This window comes from Pectobacterium araliae (assembly GCF_037076465.1).
Classification (GTDB): Bacteria; Pseudomonadota; Gammaproteobacteria; order Enterobacterales; family Enterobacteriaceae; genus Pectobacterium; species Pectobacterium araliae.
The window spans coordinates 622,583-643,535 of record NZ_AP028908.1 but is presented as its reverse complement, the minus strand read 5'-3'; the positions used below and the strand labels follow the sequence as shown (position 1 = coordinate 643,535).

The window sequence follows — 20,953 nt, the reverse complement described above, 5'->3', positions numbered from 1 at the left end:
ATCCCGCTTGCTATAAATAAAAAGGCCGCTTAGTGACTCAGGTTCGTCAGGGGTTTCTACTGACCCGCCACTGGAACGATACGCCAGCAGGCACGCAGGTCGAATTCTGGCTGGCCACCGATGAGGGCCCGCTGCTCGCACGGCTGCCAGTACAAGAGGCTGTTGCCTTTATTCCCGCACAGCAGGAAGCCCGCGCAAGAACGCTTTTACAGCAGGAAAAACGCTGGCAGTTAAAGCCACTCGCGATGCAAGATTTCCACCATCAACCGCAGCTAGGGCTGTATTGCCCGCAATACCGTCAGTTGCTGCGGCTGGAAAAGTTACTGCGTGAAGGTGGCGTTCAGGTCTACGAAGCGGATATTCGCCCGACGGAACGTTTTCTAATGGAACGCTTTATCACCGCACCCGTGTGGTTTAGCGGTAACTCAACGTCAGGTCGCCTGCTGACGGAAGCCCGTATGAAACCGAATCCCGATTACCGCCCGACGCTCAAACTGGTGTCACTGGATATCGAAACCAACCGCCACGGCGAGCTTTACTGCATTGGGCTGGAAGGCTGCGGACAACGTCAGGTTTACATGCTCGGCCCGCCGAACGGCACGCCTGCCGAACACGAAGATTTTAATCTTGAGTACGTCGCCAGCCGCCCGCTGCTGTTGGAAAAACTGAATACCTGGATGCAGCAACACGATCCCGATGCCATCATCGGCTGGAATCTAGTGCAGTTTGACCTACGCGTGTTGCAGAAACATGCTGAGCGCTACCACATTCCTCTCAAGCTGGGGCGTAATGGGCAGGCGCTGGAGTGGCGAGAACACGGTTTTAAACAGGGGCATTTTTTTGCCAGCGCCACTGGCCGTTTGATTATCGACGGCATTGAAGCGCTCAAATCTGCAACGTGGAATTTTGCCTCATTCAGTCTGGAGTTTGTCGCACAATCGCTGCTGGGAGAAGGCAAAGCCATCGACACGCCCTATCAGCGGATGGATGAAATTGACCGTCGCTTTGCCGAAGATAAGCCCGCACTCGCTCGCTATAATCTGCAAGATTGCGAACTCGTCACGCGTATTTTTGACAAAACCGAGCTGCTGCCTTTCTTGCTGGAACGCGCTAGCGTCACCGGGCTGGCGGCCGACCGCAACGGGGGTTCTGTCGCGGCCTTTTCCCACCTTTATTTACCGCGCATGCACCGCATGGGCTACGTCGCCCCCAATCTGGGCGAGGTCGCGCTGGAAGCCAGCCCCGGCGGATTTGTGATGGATTCACGTCCCGGCCTGTATGATTCGGTACTCGTACTGGATTACAAGAGCCTCTACCCCTCGATTATCCGTACTTTTCTGATCGACCCGGTCGGGCTGGCGGTGGGAACACAGAATCCAGACGCTCAGCACGCCGTCCCCGGCTTTCGCGGCGCGTGGTTTTCCCGCGATCAACACTGTTTGCCTGCCATTGTCGAACACATCTGGCAAGGGCGTGAAGCGGCAAAGCGCACCAACAATAAGCCGCTGTCGCAGGCGTTGAAGATCATCATGAATGCCTTTTACGGCGTGCTGGGTGCCACAGGCTGCCGTTTCTTTGACCCGCGCCTCGCTTCCTCTATCACGCTACGCGGCCATGAAATCATGCGTAAAACGCGTGAGCTAATTGAGGAGCAAGGCTATCAGGTAATTTATGGCGATACCGATTCCACGTTCGTCTGGCTTAAGCACGCGCATAGTGAAGAAGACGCCGAAAAAATTGGCAAAACGCTGGTACAGCACGTTAATCAGTGGTGGACACAGCATTTGCAAGACACCCAGCAGTTGAGCAGCGCGCTGGAGCTAGAGTTTGAAACCCATTTTCGCCGTTTCCTGATGCCAACGATTCGCGGCGCAGAACAAGGCAGTAAAAAACGCTACGCCGGAATGATCGACACGCCACAAGGCGAAAAAATGGTGTTCAAAGGGCTGGAAACCGTGCGCACCGACTGGACGCCGCTGGCACAGCAGTTTCAGCAGCAGCTCTATCTGCTGATCTTTCAACAACAGCCTTATCAGGACTGGCTACGGGACTATGTTGACCGTACTTTGAACGGTGATTTTGACGATCTACTGATCTACCGTAAACGTCTGCGCCGCAAGCTGGACGATTACCAGCGCAACGTGCCGCCACACGCCAGAGCCGCGAAAGTCGCCGATGACTATAACCGCCAGCAAGGGCGGCCGCTGCAATACCAAAACGGTGGCTGGATCAGCTATGTAATGACCGTCAACGGCCCTGAACCGCTGGAAACCCGGCATTCACCACTAGACTACCAGCATTATGTAGAACGCCAGCTCCAGCCCGTCGCGGACGCCATTCTTCCTTTTCTGCATGACGATTTTGCTACACTGGTGACAGGTCAGATGGGATTATTTTAAATAGAAGCGGTTAATTCACTGCGCAGCAAGTTTGAGAGGTGACGAACGCGCCATCATCCATTACCATAACGCCCTTTCTGAATTTGCATCAGCAGCATTATTGGCACCCGATAATGTAATCAGACATTCCCCCCGACACAAACGACATCGAGCTAAGAATTTATGCCTTTTACACTTGGTCAGCGCTGGATCAGCGATACAGAAAGCGAACTTGGACTGGGAACGGTTGTTGCCGTCGATACGCGTATGATTACGCTGCTTTTCCCTGCCAGCGGTGAAAACCGACTTTATTCCCGCAGCGACGCCCCCATCACCCGCGTGATGTTCAACCCCGGCGATACTGTGACCAGCCATGAAGGCTGGCAGCTCAAAGTTGATGACGTGCGAGAAGAAAAAGGGTTGCTGGTGTATTGCGGCCAACGCCTGGACGATGAAACGCAGGCAGAACTGCGTGAAGTCTTTCTGGACAGCAAGCTCACGTTCAACAAACCCCAAGATCGCCTGTTCGCCGGACAGATAGATCGCATGGATCGCTTTGCCCTGCGCTATCGCGCCCGCAAGCACCAGAACGAGCAGGCGTTACAACAATGGGGCGGATTGCGCGGCATGCGTGCCAGCCTCATCCCCCATCAGCTTCATATCGCTCACGAAGTTGGCCAACGCCATGCGCCGCGCGTTTTGCTGGCGGACGAAGTCGGTCTGGGAAAAACCATTGAAGCCGGTATGATCATCCATCAGCAGTTGCTGGCGGGTCGTGCCAGCCGCGTGCTCATTGTCGTGCCGGAAACCCTGCAACACCAGTGGCTGGTCGAAATGCTGCGCCGCTTTAATCTGCTGTTCTCATTGTTTGACGACGAGCGCTATGCCGAAGCCAAGCTGGACAGCAGCAATCCATTTGAAACCGAACAACTGGTAATCTGCTCACTGGGATTTGTTCAACGCAGCGCCCAGCGTTTTGCGCAGCTCGTCAACGCCGACTGGGATCTGCTGGTGGTGGATGAAGCCCACCATCTGGTCTGGAGCGAAGAAAATCCCAGCCCGGAATATCAGGCCATTGAAACGCTGGCACGCGCCACCCCTGCCGTTCTGCTCTTAACTGCAACGCCGGAACAGCTTGGTCAGCAGAGTCACTTTGCACGCTTGCGCCTGCTCGACCCCAACCGTTTCCATGACTATCAGGAATTCGTTGCCGAACAGCAGCAGTACCGTCCGGTTGCCGATGCCGTCACACTACTATTAGCGGGCGAAAAAGCCCAAACGACTGAACTGAATGCACTGAGCGATCTGCTCGGCGAACAGAACATCGAGCCGTTGCTGAAAGCCATTAACAGCGACAGCGATGACAATCAAAAGGCGCGTCAGGAACTGATCACCATGCTGATGGATCGCCACGGCACCAGCCGCGTGCTGTTCCGTAACACACGTCAGGGTGTTAAAGGCTTCCCGCAGCGTGTCCTGCATCAAATCCGCCTGCCGCTGCCAGCGCAGTACCAAACGGCGATTAAAGTGTCCGGCATTATGAACGCGAATAAGCCGTTGGAAACCCGCGCCCGCGACATGCTGTATCCAGAACAAATTTATCAACAGCTCGAAGGGGACGATGCCACCTGGTGGAACTTCGACCCACGCGTGGAATGGTTGCTGAACTACCTGACGGCTAACCGCGATGAAAAAGTGCTGGTGATCTGTGCACAGGCCGCCACGGCGTTACAGTTGGAGCAAGTGCTGCGCACGCGCGAAGCCATTCGTGCCGCCGTTTTCCATGAAGGGTTGTCGATTCTGGAACGTGACCGCGCCGCCGCCTATTTTGCTTCCGAAGAAGAAGGCGCACAGGTGCTGATCTGTTCAGAGATCGGTTCCGAAGGCCGGAATTTCCAGTTTGCCAGCCATTTGGTGATGTTCGATCTGCCGTTCAATCCCGACCTGCTGGAACAGCGTATTGGTCGTCTGGACCGAATCGGGCAGGCAAAAGAAATTCAGGTTTTAGTGCCGTATCTGGAAAACACCGCTCAAGCCTTGCTGGTACGTTGGTATCACGAAGGGCTGGATGCATTTGAGCACACTTGTCCAACAGGTCGCACTATCTATGATGCCCACCATACACAGTTGATTGAGCGACTGACGACCGTCGGCGAACAGCAGGGTCTGGATGAATTTATCCATACCTGCCGCCAGCAACACGACAGCCTGAAGCAACAGCTTGAACAGGGGCGCGATCGTCTGCTGGAAATGCATTCTAACGGTGGCGAACAGGCTCAGTTGTTGGCGCAGGCCATTGCTGAACAGGATAATGACGTCAATCTGGTGACATTCGCTCTGAACCTGTTTGATATTGTCGGCATCAATCAGGAAGATCGCAGCGATAACCTGATCATCCTGACGCCATCCGATCATATGCTGGTGCCGGATTTCCCTGGTCTGCCGCAGGACGGCTGTACGATCACCTTCGATCGCGATCAGGCGCTCTCCCGCGAAGACGCACAGTTTATCAGTTGGGAGCACCCGCTTATCCGTAACGGGCTCGATCTGGTGCTGTCCGGCGATACCGGAAGCTGTGCGGTTTCTTTGCTGAAAAATAAAGCGCTGCCAGTCGGCACACTGCTGGCGGAGCTGGTTTACGTCGTAGAAGCACAGGCACCAAAACACCTGCAACTGACCCGCTTCCTGCCACCCACGCCGGTTCGCCTGCTGATGGATCGTAAAGGCACCAATTTGGCGGCACAGGTTGAATTTGAAAGCTTCAACCGCCAGCTCAATGCGGTAAACCGTCATACGTCCAGCAAACTGGTGAATGCGGTACAATCCGATGTTCATGCGATGCTACAACAGGCGGAAGCGTTGGTAGAAACGCAGGCGCGCCAGCTTATCACTGAAGCGCAACAACAGGCTGATCTGCAACTGCGCCGCGAGTTGGAACGTTTGGAAGCGCTGAAAGCCGTCAACCCGAACATTCGTGAAGATGAGCTGACTGCACTGGAAAACCAGCGCGAACAGGTGCTGAGCAACCTGCACGAAGCCAACTGGCGTCTGGATGCAATTCGTCTGGTCGTAGTGACGCATCAGTAATGTGCCGCCCGTACTATGCGTTATGCGTACTATGGGCAGCCAGATTTTTCAGCACACGGATAGCTGCATATTAGGGAAAGCACGGGGATGAGGTTTCCGCAGGAACACCTCGCCCCGTGATAAGCCCGAGTATCTCGATCAAACAGCAACGACGTCTCTGTCTCTTGCGTATTTTGGAGCGCGAATGGAACCCTATAATCCGCCTACCGATCCTTGGTTGCATATTCTGTATCAGGATCAGCACATCATGGTGGTGAATAAACCCAGCGGTCTGCTGTCGGTTCCCGGCCGCGCGCCAGAACACAAAGATAGCGTCATGAGCCGTATTCAAGCCGACTACCCCACGGCAGAATCTGTTCATCGTCTGGATATGGCAACCAGCGGTGTGATTGCCGTGGCACTCACAAAAGCCGCAGAGCGCGAATTAAAACGCCAGTTTCGCGAACGCGAGCCCAAGAAATCCTACCTTGCCCGCGTCTGGGGTCATATGGCACAGGATGAAGGCGTCATCGATCTGCCGCTGATCTGCGACTGGCCGAACCGCCCGAAACAGAAAGTCTGCTTTGAAACAGGAAAATCAGCGCAGACAGCGTATCAGGTACTCTCGCGTGACGATGACGGTACAACACGCGTCAAGCTGATGCCGATTACCGGTCGCTCTCATCAACTGCGCGTCCACCTGCTCGCACTGGGTCACCCGATCCTCGGCGATGGCTTTTATGCACATCCCGATGCCAAAGCAATGGCACCCCGCCTGTTACTGCACGCACAAGAACTGGCTATCACACACCCAGCGTTCAACACACCAATGCACTTTCGTTGCGAAGCCGATTTTTGAGCCGAATGCGCTGACGGTATTTTTTATATCAGGTGTTTTTAATCAGATATGGTCGAATGGTAAACAGAGAGGCATTAAAAAAGGGAAGAATACGGATTATTTTGCCTGATTCGCACTCTTCAACAATTCATAGGCAGCCTGAATATCCTGTGCTTTACGCTTGGCCATCTCCATCATCCTTGGTGAAAGCTTCTTCGCAACCAGCTTGTCGGGATGATGTTCACTCATGAGTTTACGGTAGGCGCGTTTGATCGTAGCGGCATCATCGCTGCTGCGTACCCCCAATGTACGACAGGCACTTTCGACCGTTGGCTCGCGCGGTGCCGAAGGCGGGCGTTGGCCACCATAAGAATGCCCGTTAGAATAACTACTGTTGCGCCGCTGATGTGATTTACCATTCTGTCGTGACTGGTTTTGCCGAGACTGCTGCCCTGTAGTACTTTCCATATTCCGCAGAAAAAATTCAAACTGCTCGCGCGTCACACCCAATTCATCAGCAATCACATACAGCACACGACGTTCATTTGGGTGTAGTACCCCGTCGACAAACGCGACCTGAAGCTGAATTTCCAGAAACATCTTAATTAAATCAAAACGTCCCAGACAGGCATCGCGCAGCTTGCGTAATTTTATTCGCAGCGGGAAATGGCTGGTCTTTCCTTCACGGAAAGCACGCTGGGCAGCCGCTCTGGCCTCACCAAACAGCTCTAGGCGATCCATCATTTTGGTCGCGATTTTGATATCAGCTTCCGTCACCCGACCTTTAGATTTGGTCAGGTGTCCCATGGCCTGAAAGGTGGTGAGAAAGAACAATGACTGACGGGTAGACTGAGCGGAGAAATAATCACGGCGACGCGATGCCCGGGCTCGGTCAATCCAATGCCCCATCAGTAAGCCCATGATCATTCCCCAGATGCCAGCGCTTGAAACAATTCCCAGCGCCAACCCCAGCAACTTTCCCCAATACCGCATATACTCCTCAAATCCTCATGCCGTCAGCTAAAAATTGCTTTATCATACCTGTCATTTATCTTTGCACCTAACGGCGGTGCGTATATAAGCGGTGGGGATTTAACACTGGCGCAACGCCAACGAGTGATATAGTCTCTGACCGTTTGCCGGCATGATGCCCCTGATGACGGAACACCTGATAATACGTATGAAAAAAAGTTTCCCAACTCTGCTGGCCACTCTGGTTTGGTCCGCGCTTTACAGCCAGCACGCGCTGGCCGATCTCGCTGAACAGTGCATGCTGGGTGTACCCACGTACAACAGGCCGCTGGTCACAGGCGAGCCCAATCAGCTGCCGGTCAATATTCAGGCCGACAAAACCGAAGCCAACTATCCCGACAATGCCAAATTCATCGGCAATGTTAACATCCAGCAGGGTAACAGCGTCATGACTGCCGAGCAGGTGGAGCTGAACCAACTGGACCCGGCAACACAGGGCAGCACACCGACGCGCACCATTACCGCAACGGGGAATGTCCACTACGACGACAATCAGGTCATCCTAAAGGGCCCTAAAGCCTGGGCCAACCTGAACACCAAAGATACCGACGTCTATGAAGGCGATTATCAGATGGTAGGCCGTCAAGGGCGTGGTTCCGCCGACAAAATGAAAATGCGTGACAGCAATCGCTACACCATTCTGGAAAACGGCTCCTTCACTTCCTGCCTGCCGGGAGATAATAGCTGGAGTGTCGTCGGTTCGGAAGTGATTCAAGACAGAGAAGAGCAGGTTGCTGAAATCTGGAACGCACGTTTTAAGATTGGTGGCGTACCGGTGTTCTATAGCCCGTATTTACAACTTCCTATCGGCGATAAACGACGCTCTGGTTTCCTGATCCCCAATGCGAAATATGGTAGCAGCAATGGCTTCGAACTGCTGACGCCCTATTACTGGAATATCGCCCCTAATTTTGACGCCACGATCACGCCACATCTGCAAACCAAACGCGGCATGCAGTGGCAGAACGAATTCCGCTATTTGACCACACCGGGCCTTGGCGTTATTCAATTTGACTGGTTGCCCAGCGATAATGAATACGCCAAAGTCGCACCGCAAGACGATAATGATACCCGCTGGTTGTTCCATTGGGGTCACAGCGGCGTGATGGATCAAGTGTGGCGTTTTAACGCGGACTATACAAAAGTCAGTGACGACCGTTACTTCACCGATCTGGACTCGCACTATGGTTCAACCACTGACGGCTACATCACCCAAAAACTCAGTGCAGGTTATGCAAACCAAAACTGGAACACCACGCTGTCCACCAAGCAGTTCCAGGTTTTTTCTAATGCAACCAGCCGTGATGTCTATCGCGCAGAACCACAGCTTGATATCAATTATTACCAGAATGATATCGGCCCGGTTGATATGCACCTTTACGGTCAAGCGGTAAAATTTACCAACGTCAACGACAATCGGCCGGAAGCGACGCGTCTGCACGTTGAGCCAACGCTAAATCTCCCGCTGGCAAACCGCTGGGCCAGCCTGAATACCGAAGCCAAGCTGTTAGCGACGCACTACCAGCAGGATAATCTGGATCGTTACCGTGCTTCCTCGACACCAAATATTGACCAAAGTACAAAAGATGCACTGAAAGACTCGGTGAATCGGGTCATGCCGCAATATAAAGTCGACGGTAAGATGGTCTTTGAACGCGAAATGGACTGGTCGCAGGCCTATACCCAGACGCTGGAGCCTCGCGCACAATACCTGTACGTGCCTTACCGCGACCAGAGCAGCATCCATACCTATGACTCCACGCTGATGCAGACCGACTATTCCGGCCTATTCCGCGATCGCAGCTACAGCGGTTTGGATCGTATCGCCTCCGCAAATCAGCTTGTGACCGGTGTCACCACACGTATTTATGATGATGCGTTGGTTGAACGTTTTAACGCTTCTATTGGTCAAATCTATTACTTCGATCGTCCGCGCACCGGTGACCGCAACACGTCACTCGACAAGAGTGATAATAACGGCAGCCAGGTGTGGGCGGGTGACTCCTTCCTGAAGATCGATGACAACTGGGGTGTTCGCGGTGGTCTACAGTATGACAATCGTCTGAACGAAGTCGCACTGGGCGACGCCGTGTTAGAATACCGTCGTGATGCAGAACGGTTGGTACAGTTAAACTACCGTTACGCCAGCCCTGAATATATTCGCGACATGATCCCTAATGTCACGAATCCGGGCTTCCAGCAGGGCATCTCACAGGTTGGTATCACCGCGAGCTGGCCGATCGTCGAACGTTGGGCTGTGGTGGGGGCTTATTATTACGACACCAAAGCCAATCAGCCAGCAAATCAGCTTATTGGCTTACAGTACAATACCTGCTGTTGGGCCGTGAGCGTCGGTTATGAACGTAAAATTACCGACTGGAACAGCGCAAGCCGCAGCAGCGAATACGACAACAAAGTGTCATTTAATATCGAGTTACGTGGTTTAAGCAGTAATTACAGTCTGGGCTCCGACAAAATGCTGCGTTCGGGTATTTTGCCTTACCAGCGCGCATTCTGATGTCATCCAGAGTGCTTAGCCGATAAGGGTAAACAGGCTGTCTCACTAAAACGTTGGTACTTTTAACCCGCCTTGCGGATGAAATAATGGGAAAGGTATGAAGAACTGGAGAACGCTTATTCTCGGATTGGCACTGAGTGCCTCTACCGCGTTCGCAGCACCACAGGTGGTTGATAAAGTCGCAGCAGTCGTCGATAACAGCGTCGTACTGGAAAGTGATGTAAACGGTCTTTTGCAATCGGTCAAACTGAATGCCCAGCAGGCCGGGCAGCAGTTGCCGGATGACGCCACGCTGCGTCATCAGATTACTGACCGCCTAATCATGGATAACATTATCCTGCAAATGGCGCAGAAGATGGGTATCCAGGTGACGGATGAGCAACTGGATCAGGCGATTAGCAATATTGCCGCTCAGAACCGGATGTCTCTGGACCAGCTAAAAAGCCAACTGGCTTATGAAGGTCTGAACTACAACACCTACCGTAGCCAGATTCGCAAAGAGATGCTGATTTCGGAAGTGCGTAACAACGAAGTTCGCCGTCGCGTGACCGTCCTGCCACAGGAAGTCGATACGCTGGCGAAGCAAATCGCCAACCAGACCGGTGAAAACGATGAGCTGAATCTGAGCCACATCCTGATTCCATTACCGGAAAACCCGACTCAGCAGCAGGTTGATGAAGCGGAAAATTTGGCCACATCGCTGGTGAAACAAATCAGTGAAGGGGCGGATTTTGGTAAGCTGGCTATCACCTATTCGTCCGACTCTCAGGCGCTGAAAGGCGGCCAGATGGGCTGGGGCAAGTTGCAGGAGATCCCCACGCTGTTTGCCGAACGCTTAACACAGGCGCAGAAAGGCCAAGTCGTCGGTCCGATCCGTTCTGGTGTGGGTTTCCACATTCTGAAGGTGAACGATATTCGCGGCGGTAACAAAAGCGTATCAGTAACCGAAACCCATGCTCGCCATATTCTGATCAAACCTTCCGTCGTGATGACGGACAGCCAGGCGCAAGCTAAGCTGGCCGAGGTGGCACAGCAGGTCAAAAACGGCAGCACCGATTTCGCTGCACAGGCCAAACAGCTTTCTCAGGACCCAGGATCGGCGAATCAGGGTGGTGACCTTGGCTGGGCTTCTCCAGATATGTACGATCCGGCCTTCCGCGATGCGTTGCTGAAACTGAAGAAAGGTGAAATCAGTCAGCCTGTTCATTCCTCTTTTGGCTGGCACCTGATTCAGTTGCTGGATACCCGTCAGGTGGACAAAACCGACGCGGCGCAAAAAGAGCAGGCGTACCGTATGATCTTTAATCGTAAATTCGCTGAAGAAGCGCAAACCTGGATGCAGGAACAGCGTGCAGCGGCCTATGTCAAAGTGATTAATGGTGCCACTAACTAATGCAGACTGAGAGCAATACGCCACGTGTTGTGATCACCCCCGGCGAACCCGCCGGGATTGGCCCCGATCTGGTGATTGTTCTGGCACAGCAGGCCTGGCCTGTAGAGCTCGTTTGCTGTGCCGATCCTGAGCTGTTATTCACGCGCGCATTGCAGTTGTCTATGCCGCTGACGCTGCGTGACTATCAACCCGGCCAGCCCGCACAGCCACAGCAGGCGGGTAGCCTTACTGTCCTGCCGATCGCCACACCAGCAACCGTCATTGCAGGCCAACTGAACGTTGCTAACAGCGCTTATGTCGTTGAAACGTTAGCCCGTGCGTGTGATGGTTGCCTGAACGACGAATTCGCGGCGCTGATTACTGGCCCGGTGCATAAAGGCATTATCAACGATGCTGGCGTCCCCTTCAGTGGGCATACTGAATTTTTCGCCGATCGCAGTAGCTGTGACCGTGTTGTTATGATGCTGGCGACGGAAGAATTGCGCGTCGCGTTAGCGACCACGCACTTACCGCTCGCTGCCGTTTCTGCGGCCATTACCCGCCAGAGTCTGCATGAAGTCATCACGATCTTACATCATGATTTGCAGACAAAATTCGGTATTACTCAACCGCAGATTTATGTCTGTGGGCTGAATCCCCATGCGGGTGAAGGCGGTCATATGGGCCGTGAAGAGCTGGATGTGATTAATCCCGCACTGGATGAGCTACGGCAACAGGGCATCACGCTGATTGGGCCGTTGCCTGCTGATACGCTTTTCCAACCCAAGTATCTGCAACACGCCGACGCCGTTTTGGCGATGTATCACGATCAAGGGCTCCCGGTTCTGAAATATCAGGGTTTCGGGCGCGCTGTTAATATCACACTGGGGCTACCGTTTATCCGCACATCGGTCGATCACGGTACAGCGCTAGAGCTGGCCGCAACCGGTAGCGCTGAGCCTGGCAGCTTCATCACGGCATTAAATCTTGCCATTAAAATGATAAAGAATAGTAATGAATAATCGCGTACACCAAGGTCACTTCGCCCGTAAACGTTTTGGGCAGAACTTTTTAAACGATCATTTCGTGATCGATAGCATCGTTTCGGCGATTCATCCTCAGCCGGGTCAAGCGATCGTAGAGATCGGCCCTGGCCTCGGCGCACTCACTGCGCCCGTTGGCGAACGGATGGATCGTTTTACCGTGATTGAGCTGGATAGGGATCTGGCCGCGCGATTGGAAAAACACCCGACGCTGAAAGATAAGCTGACGATTATTCAGCAAGACGCCATGACGATCGATTTCGCCGCGCTCGCTGAACAAGCTGGGCAGCCTCTGCGTGTTTTCGGTAACCTGCCGTATAATATATCTACACCGCTGATGTTCCATTTGTTCACCTATACTCAATCTATCCGCGACATGCACTTTATGTTGCAGAAAGAAGTGGTTAACCGTTTGGTGGCAGGGCCGAACAGTAAAGCTTTTGGACGCCTGAGCGTTATGGCACAGTATTATTGTCAGGTGATTCCGGTGCTTGAAGTGCCACCGGAGGCCTTCAAGCCCGCACCTAAAGTTGATTCCGCCGTAGTGCGACTCGTGCCTCATGCCGTGATCCCTTATCCGGTTAGTGATATTCGCGTGCTGAGCCGCATCACGACGGAAGCGTTCAACCAGCGCCGCAAGACTCTGCGTAACAGTCTCGGTAATCTGTTCACCCCAGAAACGCTCACCGAACTGGGTATCAATGTCACCAGCCGTGCAGAGAATGTGACCGTCGAGCAATATTGCCGATTGGCGAACTGGTTAAGCGAGCATCCGGCAAAACAGGAATAACTGGAGTTCATCATGATTAATGCGCCCCGTGTTTGTGTACAAGTTCAGAGCTTCTACGTAGAATCACAATCGGAGCCTGATGAAGAACGTTTCGTGTTCGCTTACACGATTACGGTTCGCAATCTGGGGCGTCATGAAGTCCAGCTTTTGGGGCGTTATTGGCTGATCACCAACGGTAATGGCCGGCAGACTGAGGTTCAGGGTGAAGGCGTCATCGGCGAGCAGCCAGTTATCCAGCCCGGTGGCGAGTTCCAATATACCAGTGGTGCCGTCATAGAAACGCCTCTCGGCACAATGGAAGGCCACTACCATATGATTGACCATCAGGGTAAGGCATTTCAGGTTCCAGTCTCCGTCTTCCGTCTGGCTATCCCTTCACTGATACATTAATTATGTCTACCTATTTAGTTGGCGATGTTCACGGCTGTGTAGTTGAACTCAACGCGCTATTGGCGCAAGTTTCCTTTAATCCTGAGCAGGATACGCTCTGGCTAACTGGCGATTTAGTCGCACGCGGGCCAGATTCGCTTCAGGTTCTGCGCTTTGTTCGTTCCCTCGGTTCTTCTGTCCGTATGGTGCTTGGCAATCACGATCTGCATCTGCTGGCCGTTTATGCGGGTATCAGCCGCAATAAACCCAAAGATCGTCTCAACGATCTTCTCACCGCACCGGATGCAGATGATCTCATCAACTGGCTACGCCGCCAACCGATCTTACAGGTCGATGACGATCTGAAGTTGGTCATGGCGCATGCGGGCATCACACCACAGTGGGATCTGCCGACGGCGCTCATGTGTGCGCGCGAAGTTGAATCGATCCTGAGCAGCGACAGTTACCCGCTTTTCCTCGATGCCATGTACGGCGATATGCCAAACCATTGGAGCCCAGAACTGAGCGGTTTGGCGCGTCTACGCTTTAGTACCAATGTTTTTACCCGCATGCGTTACTGTTTCTCTGGCGGACAGTTGGATATGCTCTGCAAAGAACCACCGGGTCAGGCACCTTCTCTGCTAAAACCGTGGTTTGATCTACCCAGTCAAGTCGCAGGGGAATACGCTATTGCATTCGGTCACTGGGCATCGCTGGAAGGGAAAGGCACGCCGGAAAACATTTATGCGCTAGATACCGGGTGCTGTTGGGGGGGAGAATTGACGATGCTGCGTTGGGACGATAAGCGCTATTTCACGCAACCGTCACTCTCATCAAACACGGAGCTTTCTGGCAATATCACGCCCTTATCGGGTGAGTAAAGGTTCGAAAGTATTCACTCTATCGCCAACCGCGCCCGTATCATAGAAGTGGGAAGTCCGCCCCAGACTGAGCCTTTTTAGATGATGGTACAGCCAACGCCTCGGTGGGAATCGACCAGATGCCACCGCCAAGAAAACCAGCCAGACCAACGGCTTCTACGCCGCCTGATGGTAATTCACGGCGGCGTGGATCGCTCAAACGGTCAGTATTCAGATTGCAGTTTCTATTCGCCATACGTACTGTCTCCTACCTATTAAGCATCGTGTTCTATTATCCACCAACGTAGCGGTATAGAACGTTATCCATCCTGATACTATCGATGCCAGATGACGCAAATATGAATCCCCCCTCAATGAAGCAGAATACTACTGATTGAAAGCCTCACCTCACTGCTCATTTGGTCTATCCCCGCTCACGCGGGGAACATGATTAAGATATTCAATTTCAGTATGATAGCTCAGAGAAAGAGCGAAGAAGCAACGCAAAAACGTCGCAGGAGAATTTTTGATTTTTTTGAAAGACGGCATAGAGGAACACGCATTGAGTCGTTAACACAATCAGCGGCTCACAAAACTATGCCTGTCTTTTTTACTCGCTCACAACCGGATGTTTCTCAGCAGCGACCAGAGCACATTGAGAGAGATATGGGTGATGTTATGCCCTTAGCGACGTTCCAGAACTTCGAAGCAGTAACTGTGTGAGTTACGCTCGTCAGCATCATGGAATTCACTGAAAACAGACTGCCATTCGTCCGGCTCATAGTCAGGGAAATGCGTGTCACCTTCCACTTCGGCATCAATGTGCGTCAGATAGAGGCGGTTAGCCTGCGCCAGAGTTTGCTGATAAATACTGCCGCCGCCAATCACCATCACTTCCTCAACTTCGCCAGCCGCTGCCAACGCAGCCTCTAACGAGGAGACCCAAGTAACACGCTCGTCATCACCAGGATGATTGCTGACGACAATGTTCAATCTGCCGGGCAGCGGCTGACCGATAGAGCGGAAGGTATTACGCCCCATAATAATCGGCTTATTAAGTGTATTACGCTTAAACCATGCCAGATCGGCTGGCAAATGCCACGGCATCGCGTTTTCCATACCAATCACGCGATCCACTGCCAGTGCAGCAATCAAACTAATAACCATGGTGAAAAAACCCTGTAGGTCAGAAAATTGCTGACACTATACGGAAAGCCCTTTCACTCGTCGATATAGAGACAAGACCGAAACGTAATATAAGAGAGCTCCGATGCTATTTATACTCCCGGCCGTTTACGGTAGAGCCAGATCCCCGGTAAAGACAGGCCGATAGACAGCGCACCGACAATGAAACTGGCCTTTAGGAAATTGGTCATCATGACGTTCATCAGCGCTTCGCTGTAGCCAAGATGCGAAATTTCCACCACCGAAATCATCGCCGTGTAGGCAGAGATGCCGGGGAACATCGGAATGACGGCTGCTACGGTAAAGACTTTTGGATGCGCCAGCAGCCAGCGTGACCAGCGAATGCCGGTGATGCCAATCAGGATTGCCGCCAGAAACGATGCCCACTCGATATTCATGCCAAAATGTATCGCCAAAAACCGGACGCCATGCCCGACGCCACCCAACAGCGCGCAGTAAGGTAGCACTTTCAGCGGCACGTTGAAGACCATCGCAAACCCCAACGCAGGGACTGCTGCCAGCACCATATCCTGCAACAGTGCCCACAGTAAACTTAAGCCCATCCGCGTAACCCCCACAGCGACATCGCCATCACCACACCAATACAGGTTGCCAGCGTCAGTAAACTCGCAACCGTCCAGCGTGCCAGACCCGTGTTCACGTGCCCTTTAAACATATCCGCCACGGCATTAATCAACGGAAAGCCGGGAACCAGCAGCAGCACGCTTGCTGCCATCGCCACCGTCGAGGTTTGAGAAAAAGCAGGTAAACGCATCAGCAGCCCGGATGCCGACGTGGCAACAAACGCCGTAATACAGAAGTTAATCAACGGATTCAGATGTCGCGCCGTAAACACCTGACGGACATACATCGCCAGACCGCTGGCAATCAGCGTGACAATAAAGGCATCCCACCCGCCGCCGTTCAAACGGCTGAAACAACCGCAGGAAAGCGCGACAACGGAAACCATCAGCCAACGCGGGTAACGCAGTGGCTTAATATTTCCCAGACGCTTCTCCACGCCCGCGACATCCAGCAGTTTATGCTCGGCCATGATCACCGCATGCTGCACCTCAATGACGACGTGCATATTAATGCCGCGATCCACGTTCTTCCGCGTTGACGTCAGGCAATGCCCCTGCATGATGGTGGTCAGGACAATCGAATTTGCCGAAATTGAACTCTCAACGCTATCAGCACCGAGCGCCATACCCAGCCGTGACGACAGCTGTTCTACCACCATACTTTCTGCACCATGCTGTAACAGCAGCAGCGCACACTGGATGCACAAGCGGGTTATCTCCCGCTGCTGTGCCGCTTCACCCATCCGTTTTTCACCCCCTACGGGTTTTGCGCTACTTAATGATTTTGCACTGCTTAATTGTTCACGGTTCTCACGTTCACTGACCATGTTGTTATCCCAACCCGCCCCTGAAATTAACCATAAAAAATGAAAGGACAATTGTTAACATATCACCACCGAATAACCAATAAGTGTGATGAAAATTCATTATTCTGGCGCTATTATTTCAAACGTTCTTACTCTTTTCACTCGCTGGAATGACCATGTTAGAAACATCGCTGTTTGTCGCCACCATCGCCACGCTGGGGATGCTCTCCCCCGGCCCTGACTTTTTTCTCGTCATTAAGAACGCGACACGCTACCCACGCGCTGCCGCATTGATGACCGCGTTTGGCGTCATCTGCGGCGTGGCAACTCACATGGCATACTGCGTCGCCGGGCTAGCTGTTGTCATCACCACCACGCCGTGGCTGTTTAATGTACTGAAATATGCGGGCGCCGCCTATCTGATCTGGATCGGTATTCAGGCATTATTATCACGTGGCGGCAGCAAAATGGACGTTTCACAGCAGGGGAAGCAAAGCGTTAGCCTGAAAAAAGCGTTCCTGCAAGGGTATCTCTGCAACCTGCTTAACCCGAAAGCTACGCTGTTCTTTCTGGCGATGTTCACTCAGGTTCTGAATATCCACTCCGGCATCGGTGAAAAGCTGTGGTATGCCATGATCATCTGGCTACTCTCTGTCGTCTGGTGGCCACTGTTGGTCGTGCTTTTCCAAAGCGAACCCGTGCGGCGTGGGCTAGCTAAGGTGCAGAAACTGGTAGATAAGCTGCTAGGCACGGTGTTGATCGCGCTGGGTATCAAAGTGGCGCTGGGTTAACACTCAAAACGTTCCCCATGAAAAAAGCCAGCGCTGTTACCAACGCTGGCTTTTATTATCCGCTTACTGCCTACCGAAGTCGGTCAATCAGCCTTTAATCATCGCATGCATTTCCTGTACGGAAGTCACCTTCTCGGTCGGATCTGCCGTCAATGACATCGCGGTAGCGAAACCACCGTTCAGCGTGGTGTCGTAGTGCACTTTGTATTGCAGCGCACTGCGACGAATCAGCTTGGAGTCTTCAATTGCCTGACGCCCTGCGGTGGTGTTGACGATGTAAGTGTACTCACCGTTCTTGATGCGATCCTGAATGTGCGGACGACCTTCATGCACCTTGTTCACCAGACGCGGATTAATACCGGCTTCACCCAGTTCAATCGCCGTACCGTGTGTCGCGTCCAGCTCGAAACCATGCTTCAGCAGCTTGGCCGCCAGATCGACCACGCGGGCTTTATCGCCTTCACGTACCGACAGCAGCGCACGTCCGGTTTTCTTCATGTGCGAACTGCTGCCCAGCATCGCTTTAGCAAATGCTTCAGCAAACGTGCGGCCCACGCCCATCACTTCACCGGTCGAACGCATTTCTGGCCCCAGAATCGGGTCAACGCCAGGGAATTTGTTGAACGGCAGCACCACTTCTTTCACCGAGTAGTACGGCGGGATGATTTCTTTCGTGACGCCCTGCTCAGCCAGCGTTTTGCCTGCCATCACGCGTGCCGCAACTTTCGCCAGTTGAACGCCCGTTGCTTTAGAGACAAACGGTACGGTACGTGCCGCACGCGGGTTCACTTCAATCAGATAAACTTCGTTATCCTTCACCGCGAACTGCACGTTCATCAGGCCGCGAACACAGAGTTCAAACGCCAGTTTCTCAACCTGCTGGCGCATCACGTCCTGAATCTCTTTGCTCAGCGTGTAAGCTGGCAGTGAACAAGCGGAGTCGCCGGAGTGAACCCCTGCCTGCTCGATGTGCTCCATAATGCCACCAATCAGCACGCGCTCTCCGTCGCAAATTGCATCAACGTCAACTTCGATAGCATCGTCAAGGAAACGGTCTAGCAGCACTGGTGCATCGTTGGATACGCTAACCGCGTTTTGGAAGTAGCGCTTAAGGTCGATTTCGTCGTACACAATTTCCATCGCACGACCACCCAGAACATAAGAAGGACGAACAACCAGCGGGTAACCGATGCCACGCGCTTTTTCTACCGCCTGCTCAATCGTTGCTACTGTGGCGTTAGCCGGTTGCTTCAGCCCCAGACGATTAACCGCCTGCTGGAAACGTTCACGGTCTTCTGCACGGTCAATCGCGTCTGGGCTGGTGCCGATAACTGGCACCCCCGCCGCTTCCAGCGCACGCGCCAGCTTCAGCGGCGTTTGGCCACCGTATTGAACGATCACGCCTTTTGGCTTCTCGATACGGACAATTTCCAGCACGTCTTCAAAGGTTACCGGTTCGAAGTACAGGCGATCGGAAGTGTCGTAGTCGGTTGAAACGGTCTCTGGGTTGCAGTTAACCATGATGGTTTCATAACCATCTTCACGCAGCGCCAGTGAAGCATGGACACAGCAGTAGTCAAATTCGATCCCTTGACCAATACGGTTCGGCCCGCCGCCCAGTACCATGATTTTGTCACGATCCTGAGTCGGATTAGCTTCACACTCTTCTTCATACGTGGAGTACATGTAAGCCGTATCGGTCGCGAATTCTGCCGCACAGGTATCGACACGCTTATAGACCGGATGCAGGTCGAATTTATCGCGCAGTTTGCGAATTTCGCTTTCCGCCACGCCAGCCAGTTTCGCCAGACGCGCATCGGCAAAGCCTTTACGCTTCAGCGTACGCAGGAAATCGGCATCCAGAGCGGTTGCGCCTTTTTCAGCGACCTGCTCTTCCAAACGCACCAGCTCTTCAATCTGCACCAGGAACCAGCGATCGACGTTGGTCAGGTTAAATACGCCATCGACAGACATCCCCGCGCGGAAGGCATCAGCGATGTACCAGATACGCTCGGCACCGGCATCTTTCAGCTCGCGGCGGATTTTGGTCAACGCTTCTGGATCGTCCAAATCCACTTTCGGATCGAAGCCCGTTGCGCCCACTTCCAGACCACGCAGCGCTTTCTGCAAGGATTCCTGCTGCGTACGGCCAATTGCCATCACTTCGCCCACAGATTTCATCTGCGTGGTCAGACGGTCGTTGGCACCAGCGAATTTCTCGAAGTTGAAACGCGGAATCTTAGTGACAACGTAGTCGATAGCAGGTTCGAAGGACGCTGGCGTACGGCCACCAGTGATGTCGTTCATCAGCTCATCAAGCGTGTAACCTACAGCCAACTTAGCCGCGATTTTCGCAATCGGGAAGCCTGTCGCTTTAGACGCCAGCGCGGAAGAACGTGATACACGCGGGTTCATTTCGATAACAATCAGACGGCCAGTTTTCGGGTTTACCGAGAACTGAACGTTAGAACCGCCCGTTTCTACGCCGATTTCACGCAGTACCGCCATCGAGGCGTTACGCATGATTTGATATTCTTTGTCGGTCAGCGTTTGTGCAGGGGCGACGGTGATGGAGTCTCCAGTGTGGATCCCCATCGCATCGAAGTTTTCGATTGAGCAGACGATGATGCAGTTGTCGTTCTTATCACGCACCACTTCCATCTCATACTCTTTCCAACCAATCAGCGATTCATCGATCAACAGCTCTTTGGTTGGAGAAAGATCCAGCCCGCGCTCACAGATCTCTTCAAACTCTTCACGGTTGTAAGCGATACCGCCACCGGTGCCGCCCATCGTAAAGGAAGGACGGATAATGCACGGGAAGCCGACGTCAGCCGCAACGGCCAGTGCTTCTTCCATATTGTGTGCAATACCGGAACGCGCAGTATCCAGACCGATCTTCTTCATCGCCACGTCGAAGCGGCGGCGGTCTTCTGCTTTATCAATCGCATCCGCCGTTGCACCAATCATGGTGACGCCGAATTCAGCCAGCACGCCCTGACGTTCCAGTTCCAGCGCACAGTTCAGCGCAGTCTGGCCGCCCATCGTTGGCAGCACTGCATCTGGACGCTCTTTTTCAATGATTTTGCGTACCACTTCCCAGTGAATCGGCTCGATATAGGTCGCATCGGCCATTTCCGGGTCGGTCATGATGGTTGCCGGGTTGGAGTTCACCAGAATAACGCGGTAACCCTCTTCACGCAGTGCTTTACACGCCTGTGCACCCGAGTAGTCAAACTCACACGCCTGGCCGATAACAATCGGGCCGGCGCCCAGAATCAGGATGCTTTTAATATCTGTACGTTTTGGCATTTTCTCGCT

The 20,953-nt window shown here is 53.2% G+C and carries 16 protein-coding genes; 10 read left to right on the top strand and 6 right to left on the bottom strand.

The genetic code is table 11. The features are described 5' to 3' along the window. The first annotated feature begins 32 nt into the window (after nt 1-32). The 3 genes from AACH44_RS02905 to rluA all read left to right on the top strand — a co-directional run bounded on the left by AACH44_RS02905 (nt 33) and on the right by rluA (nt 6,303). On the top strand, nt 33-2,399 hold the full coding sequence (locus AACH44_RS02905) for a DNA polymerase II (RefSeq protein WP_338659493.1): 2,367 nt from the start codon (nt 33-35) through the stop codon (nt 2,397-2,399). 162 nt (nt 2,400-2,561) lie between these two features. Continuing rightward, entirely contained in the window at nt 2,562-5,465 is a 2,904-nt protein-coding gene (rapA, locus tag AACH44_RS02900) for an RNA polymerase-associated protein RapA (RefSeq protein ID WP_261849015.1), read from the top strand. Between the two features lie 184 nt (nt 5,466-5,649). Further along, nucleotides 5,650-6,303, top strand: coding sequence for a bifunctional tRNA pseudouridine(32) synthase/23S rRNA pseudouridine(746) synthase RluA (gene rluA / locus AACH44_RS02895; RefSeq protein ID WP_261849014.1), 654 nt, complete (start codon nt 5,650-5,652; stop codon nt 6,301-6,303). Nucleotides 6,304-6,399: 96 nt separating this feature from the next. Here rluA and djlA read toward each other — a convergent pair whose 3' ends face one another. Continuing rightward, nucleotides 6,400-7,275, bottom strand: a complete 876-nt coding sequence (djlA, locus tag AACH44_RS02890; protein WP_261849013.1) for a co-chaperone DjlA — start codon at nt 7,273-7,275, stop codon at nt 6,400-6,402. Between the two features lie 187 nt (nt 7,276-7,462). Here djlA and lptD point away from each other — a divergent pair, with 187 nt between their 5' ends. From lptD to apaH, 6 genes are all read left to right on the top strand, one after another. Beyond that, on the top strand, nt 7,463-9,832 hold the full coding sequence (gene lptD / locus AACH44_RS02885) for an LPS assembly protein LptD (protein ID WP_261849012.1): 2,370 nt from the start codon (nt 7,463-7,465) through the stop codon (nt 9,830-9,832). Between the two features lie 97 nt (nt 9,833-9,929). Continuing rightward, nucleotides 9,930-11,225, top strand: a complete 1,296-nt coding sequence (gene surA, locus AACH44_RS02880; RefSeq protein WP_261849011.1) for a peptidylprolyl isomerase SurA — start codon at nt 9,930-9,932, stop codon at nt 11,223-11,225. Further along, nucleotides 11,225-12,226: a 4-hydroxythreonine-4-phosphate dehydrogenase PdxA gene (gene pdxA, locus AACH44_RS02875; protein WP_261849010.1), complete on the top strand. Its 1,002-nt coding sequence runs from the start codon at nt 11,225-11,227 to the stop codon at nt 12,224-12,226. The genes surA and pdxA overlap by 1 nt, the downstream gene beginning before the upstream one ends. Next, complete coding sequence (gene rsmA / locus AACH44_RS02870; RefSeq protein WP_261849009.1) at nt 12,219-13,037, top strand: 16S rRNA (adenine(1518)-N(6)/adenine(1519)-N(6))-dimethyltransferase RsmA; 819 nt, start codon at nt 12,219-12,221, stop codon at nt 13,035-13,037. The genes pdxA and rsmA overlap by 8 nt, the downstream gene beginning before the upstream one ends. 12 nt (nt 13,038-13,049) lie before the next feature. Continuing rightward, a complete protein-coding gene (apaG, locus tag AACH44_RS02865) occupies nt 13,050-13,427 on the top strand; it encodes a Co2+/Mg2+ efflux protein ApaG (protein ID WP_261849008.1) in 378 nt (125 codons plus the stop codon). 2 nt (nt 13,428-13,429) lie between these two features. Then, the gene (apaH, locus tag AACH44_RS02860; RefSeq protein WP_261849007.1) at nt 13,430-14,287 is read left to right on the top strand and encodes a bis(5'-nucleosyl)-tetraphosphatase (symmetrical) ApaH; all 858 of its coding nucleotides are present in this window, start codon (nt 13,430-13,432) and stop codon (nt 14,285-14,287) included. A 40-nt stretch (nt 14,288-14,327) separates the two neighbouring features. Here apaH and AACH44_RS02855 read toward each other — a convergent pair whose 3' ends face one another. The 4 genes from AACH44_RS02855 to AACH44_RS02840 all read right to left on the bottom strand — a co-directional run bounded on the left by AACH44_RS02855 (nt 14,328) and on the right by AACH44_RS02840 (nt 16,778). Further along, entirely contained in the window at nt 14,328-14,522 is a 195-nt protein-coding gene (locus tag AACH44_RS02855; protein WP_261849006.1) for a hypothetical protein, read from the bottom strand. 428 nt (nt 14,523-14,950) lie between these two features. After that, nucleotides 14,951-15,433, bottom strand: coding sequence for a type 3 dihydrofolate reductase (gene folA, locus AACH44_RS02850; protein ID WP_261849005.1), 483 nt, complete (start codon nt 15,431-15,433; stop codon nt 14,951-14,953). Nucleotides 15,434-15,543: 110 nt separating this feature from the next. Then, nucleotides 15,544-16,014, bottom strand: a complete 471-nt coding sequence (locus AACH44_RS02845) for a threonine/serine exporter (RefSeq protein WP_261849004.1) — start codon at nt 16,012-16,014, stop codon at nt 15,544-15,546. After that, on the bottom strand, nt 16,005-16,778 hold the full coding sequence (locus AACH44_RS02840) for a threonine/serine exporter family protein (protein WP_261849039.1): 774 nt from the start codon (nt 16,776-16,778) through the stop codon (nt 16,005-16,007). Before AACH44_RS02840 ends, AACH44_RS02845 begins: the two co-directional genes overlap by 10 nt. Nucleotides 16,779-17,017: 239 nt before the next feature. Between AACH44_RS02840 and AACH44_RS02835 the strand changes: the two genes are divergently transcribed. Further along, nucleotides 17,018-17,632: a LysE family transporter gene (locus AACH44_RS02835; protein ID WP_261849003.1), complete on the top strand. Its 615-nt coding sequence runs from the start codon at nt 17,018-17,020 to the stop codon at nt 17,630-17,632. An 87-nt stretch (nt 17,633-17,719) separates the two neighbouring features. Here AACH44_RS02835 and carB read toward each other — a convergent pair whose 3' ends face one another. Then, a complete protein-coding gene (gene carB, locus AACH44_RS02830; protein ID WP_261849002.1) occupies nt 17,720-20,944 on the bottom strand; it encodes a carbamoyl-phosphate synthase large subunit in 3,225 nt (1,074 codons plus the stop codon). Nucleotides 20,945-20,953 lie beyond the last annotated feature (9 nt).

Bases quoted from the DNA above. Each gene is read 5' to 3' on its own strand.
- rluA (WP_261849014.1), top strand. From the start codon at position 5,650: ATGGAACCCTATAATCCGCCTACCGATCCTTGGTTGCATATTCTGTAT.
- lptD (WP_261849012.1), top strand. From the start codon at position 7,463: ATGAAAAAAAGTTTCCCAACTCTGCTGGCCACTCTGGTTTGGTCCGCG.
- rsmA (WP_261849009.1), top strand. From the start codon at position 12,219: ATGAATAATCGCGTACACCAAGGTCACTTCGCCCGTAAACGTTTTGGG.
- djlA (WP_261849013.1), bottom strand. From the start codon at position 7,275: ATGCGGTATTGGGGAAAGTTGCTGGGGTTGGCGCTGGGAATTGTTTCA.
- surA (WP_261849011.1), top strand. From the start codon at position 9,930: ATGAAGAACTGGAGAACGCTTATTCTCGGATTGGCACTGAGTGCCTCT.
- apaH (WP_261849007.1), top strand. From the start codon at position 13,430: ATGTCTACCTATTTAGTTGGCGATGTTCACGGCTGTGTAGTTGAACTC.
- AACH44_RS02840 (WP_261849039.1), bottom strand. From the start codon at position 16,778: ATGGGTGAAGCGGCACAGCAGCGGGAGATAACCCGCTTGTGCATCCAG.
- apaG (WP_261849008.1), top strand. From the start codon at position 13,050: ATGATTAATGCGCCCCGTGTTTGTGTACAAGTTCAGAGCTTCTACGTA.
- AACH44_RS02845 (WP_261849004.1), bottom strand. From the start codon at position 16,014: ATGGGCTTAAGTTTACTGTGGGCACTGTTGCAGGATATGGTGCTGGCA.
- rapA (WP_261849015.1), top strand. From the start codon at position 2,562: ATGCCTTTTACACTTGGTCAGCGCTGGATCAGCGATACAGAAAGCGAA.
- folA (WP_261849005.1), bottom strand. From the start codon at position 15,433: ATGGTTATTAGTTTGATTGCTGCACTGGCAGTGGATCGCGTGATTGGT.
- pdxA (WP_261849010.1), top strand. From the start codon at position 11,225: ATGCAGACTGAGAGCAATACGCCACGTGTTGTGATCACCCCCGGCGAA.
- AACH44_RS02855 (WP_261849006.1), bottom strand. From the start codon at position 14,522: ATGGCGAATAGAAACTGCAATCTGAATACTGACCGTTTGAGCGATCCA.
- AACH44_RS02835 (WP_261849003.1), top strand. From the start codon at position 17,018: ATGTTAGAAACATCGCTGTTTGTCGCCACCATCGCCACGCTGGGGATG.
- carB (WP_261849002.1), bottom strand. From the start codon at position 20,944: ATGCCAAAACGTACAGATATTAAAAGCATCCTGATTCTGGGCGCCGGC.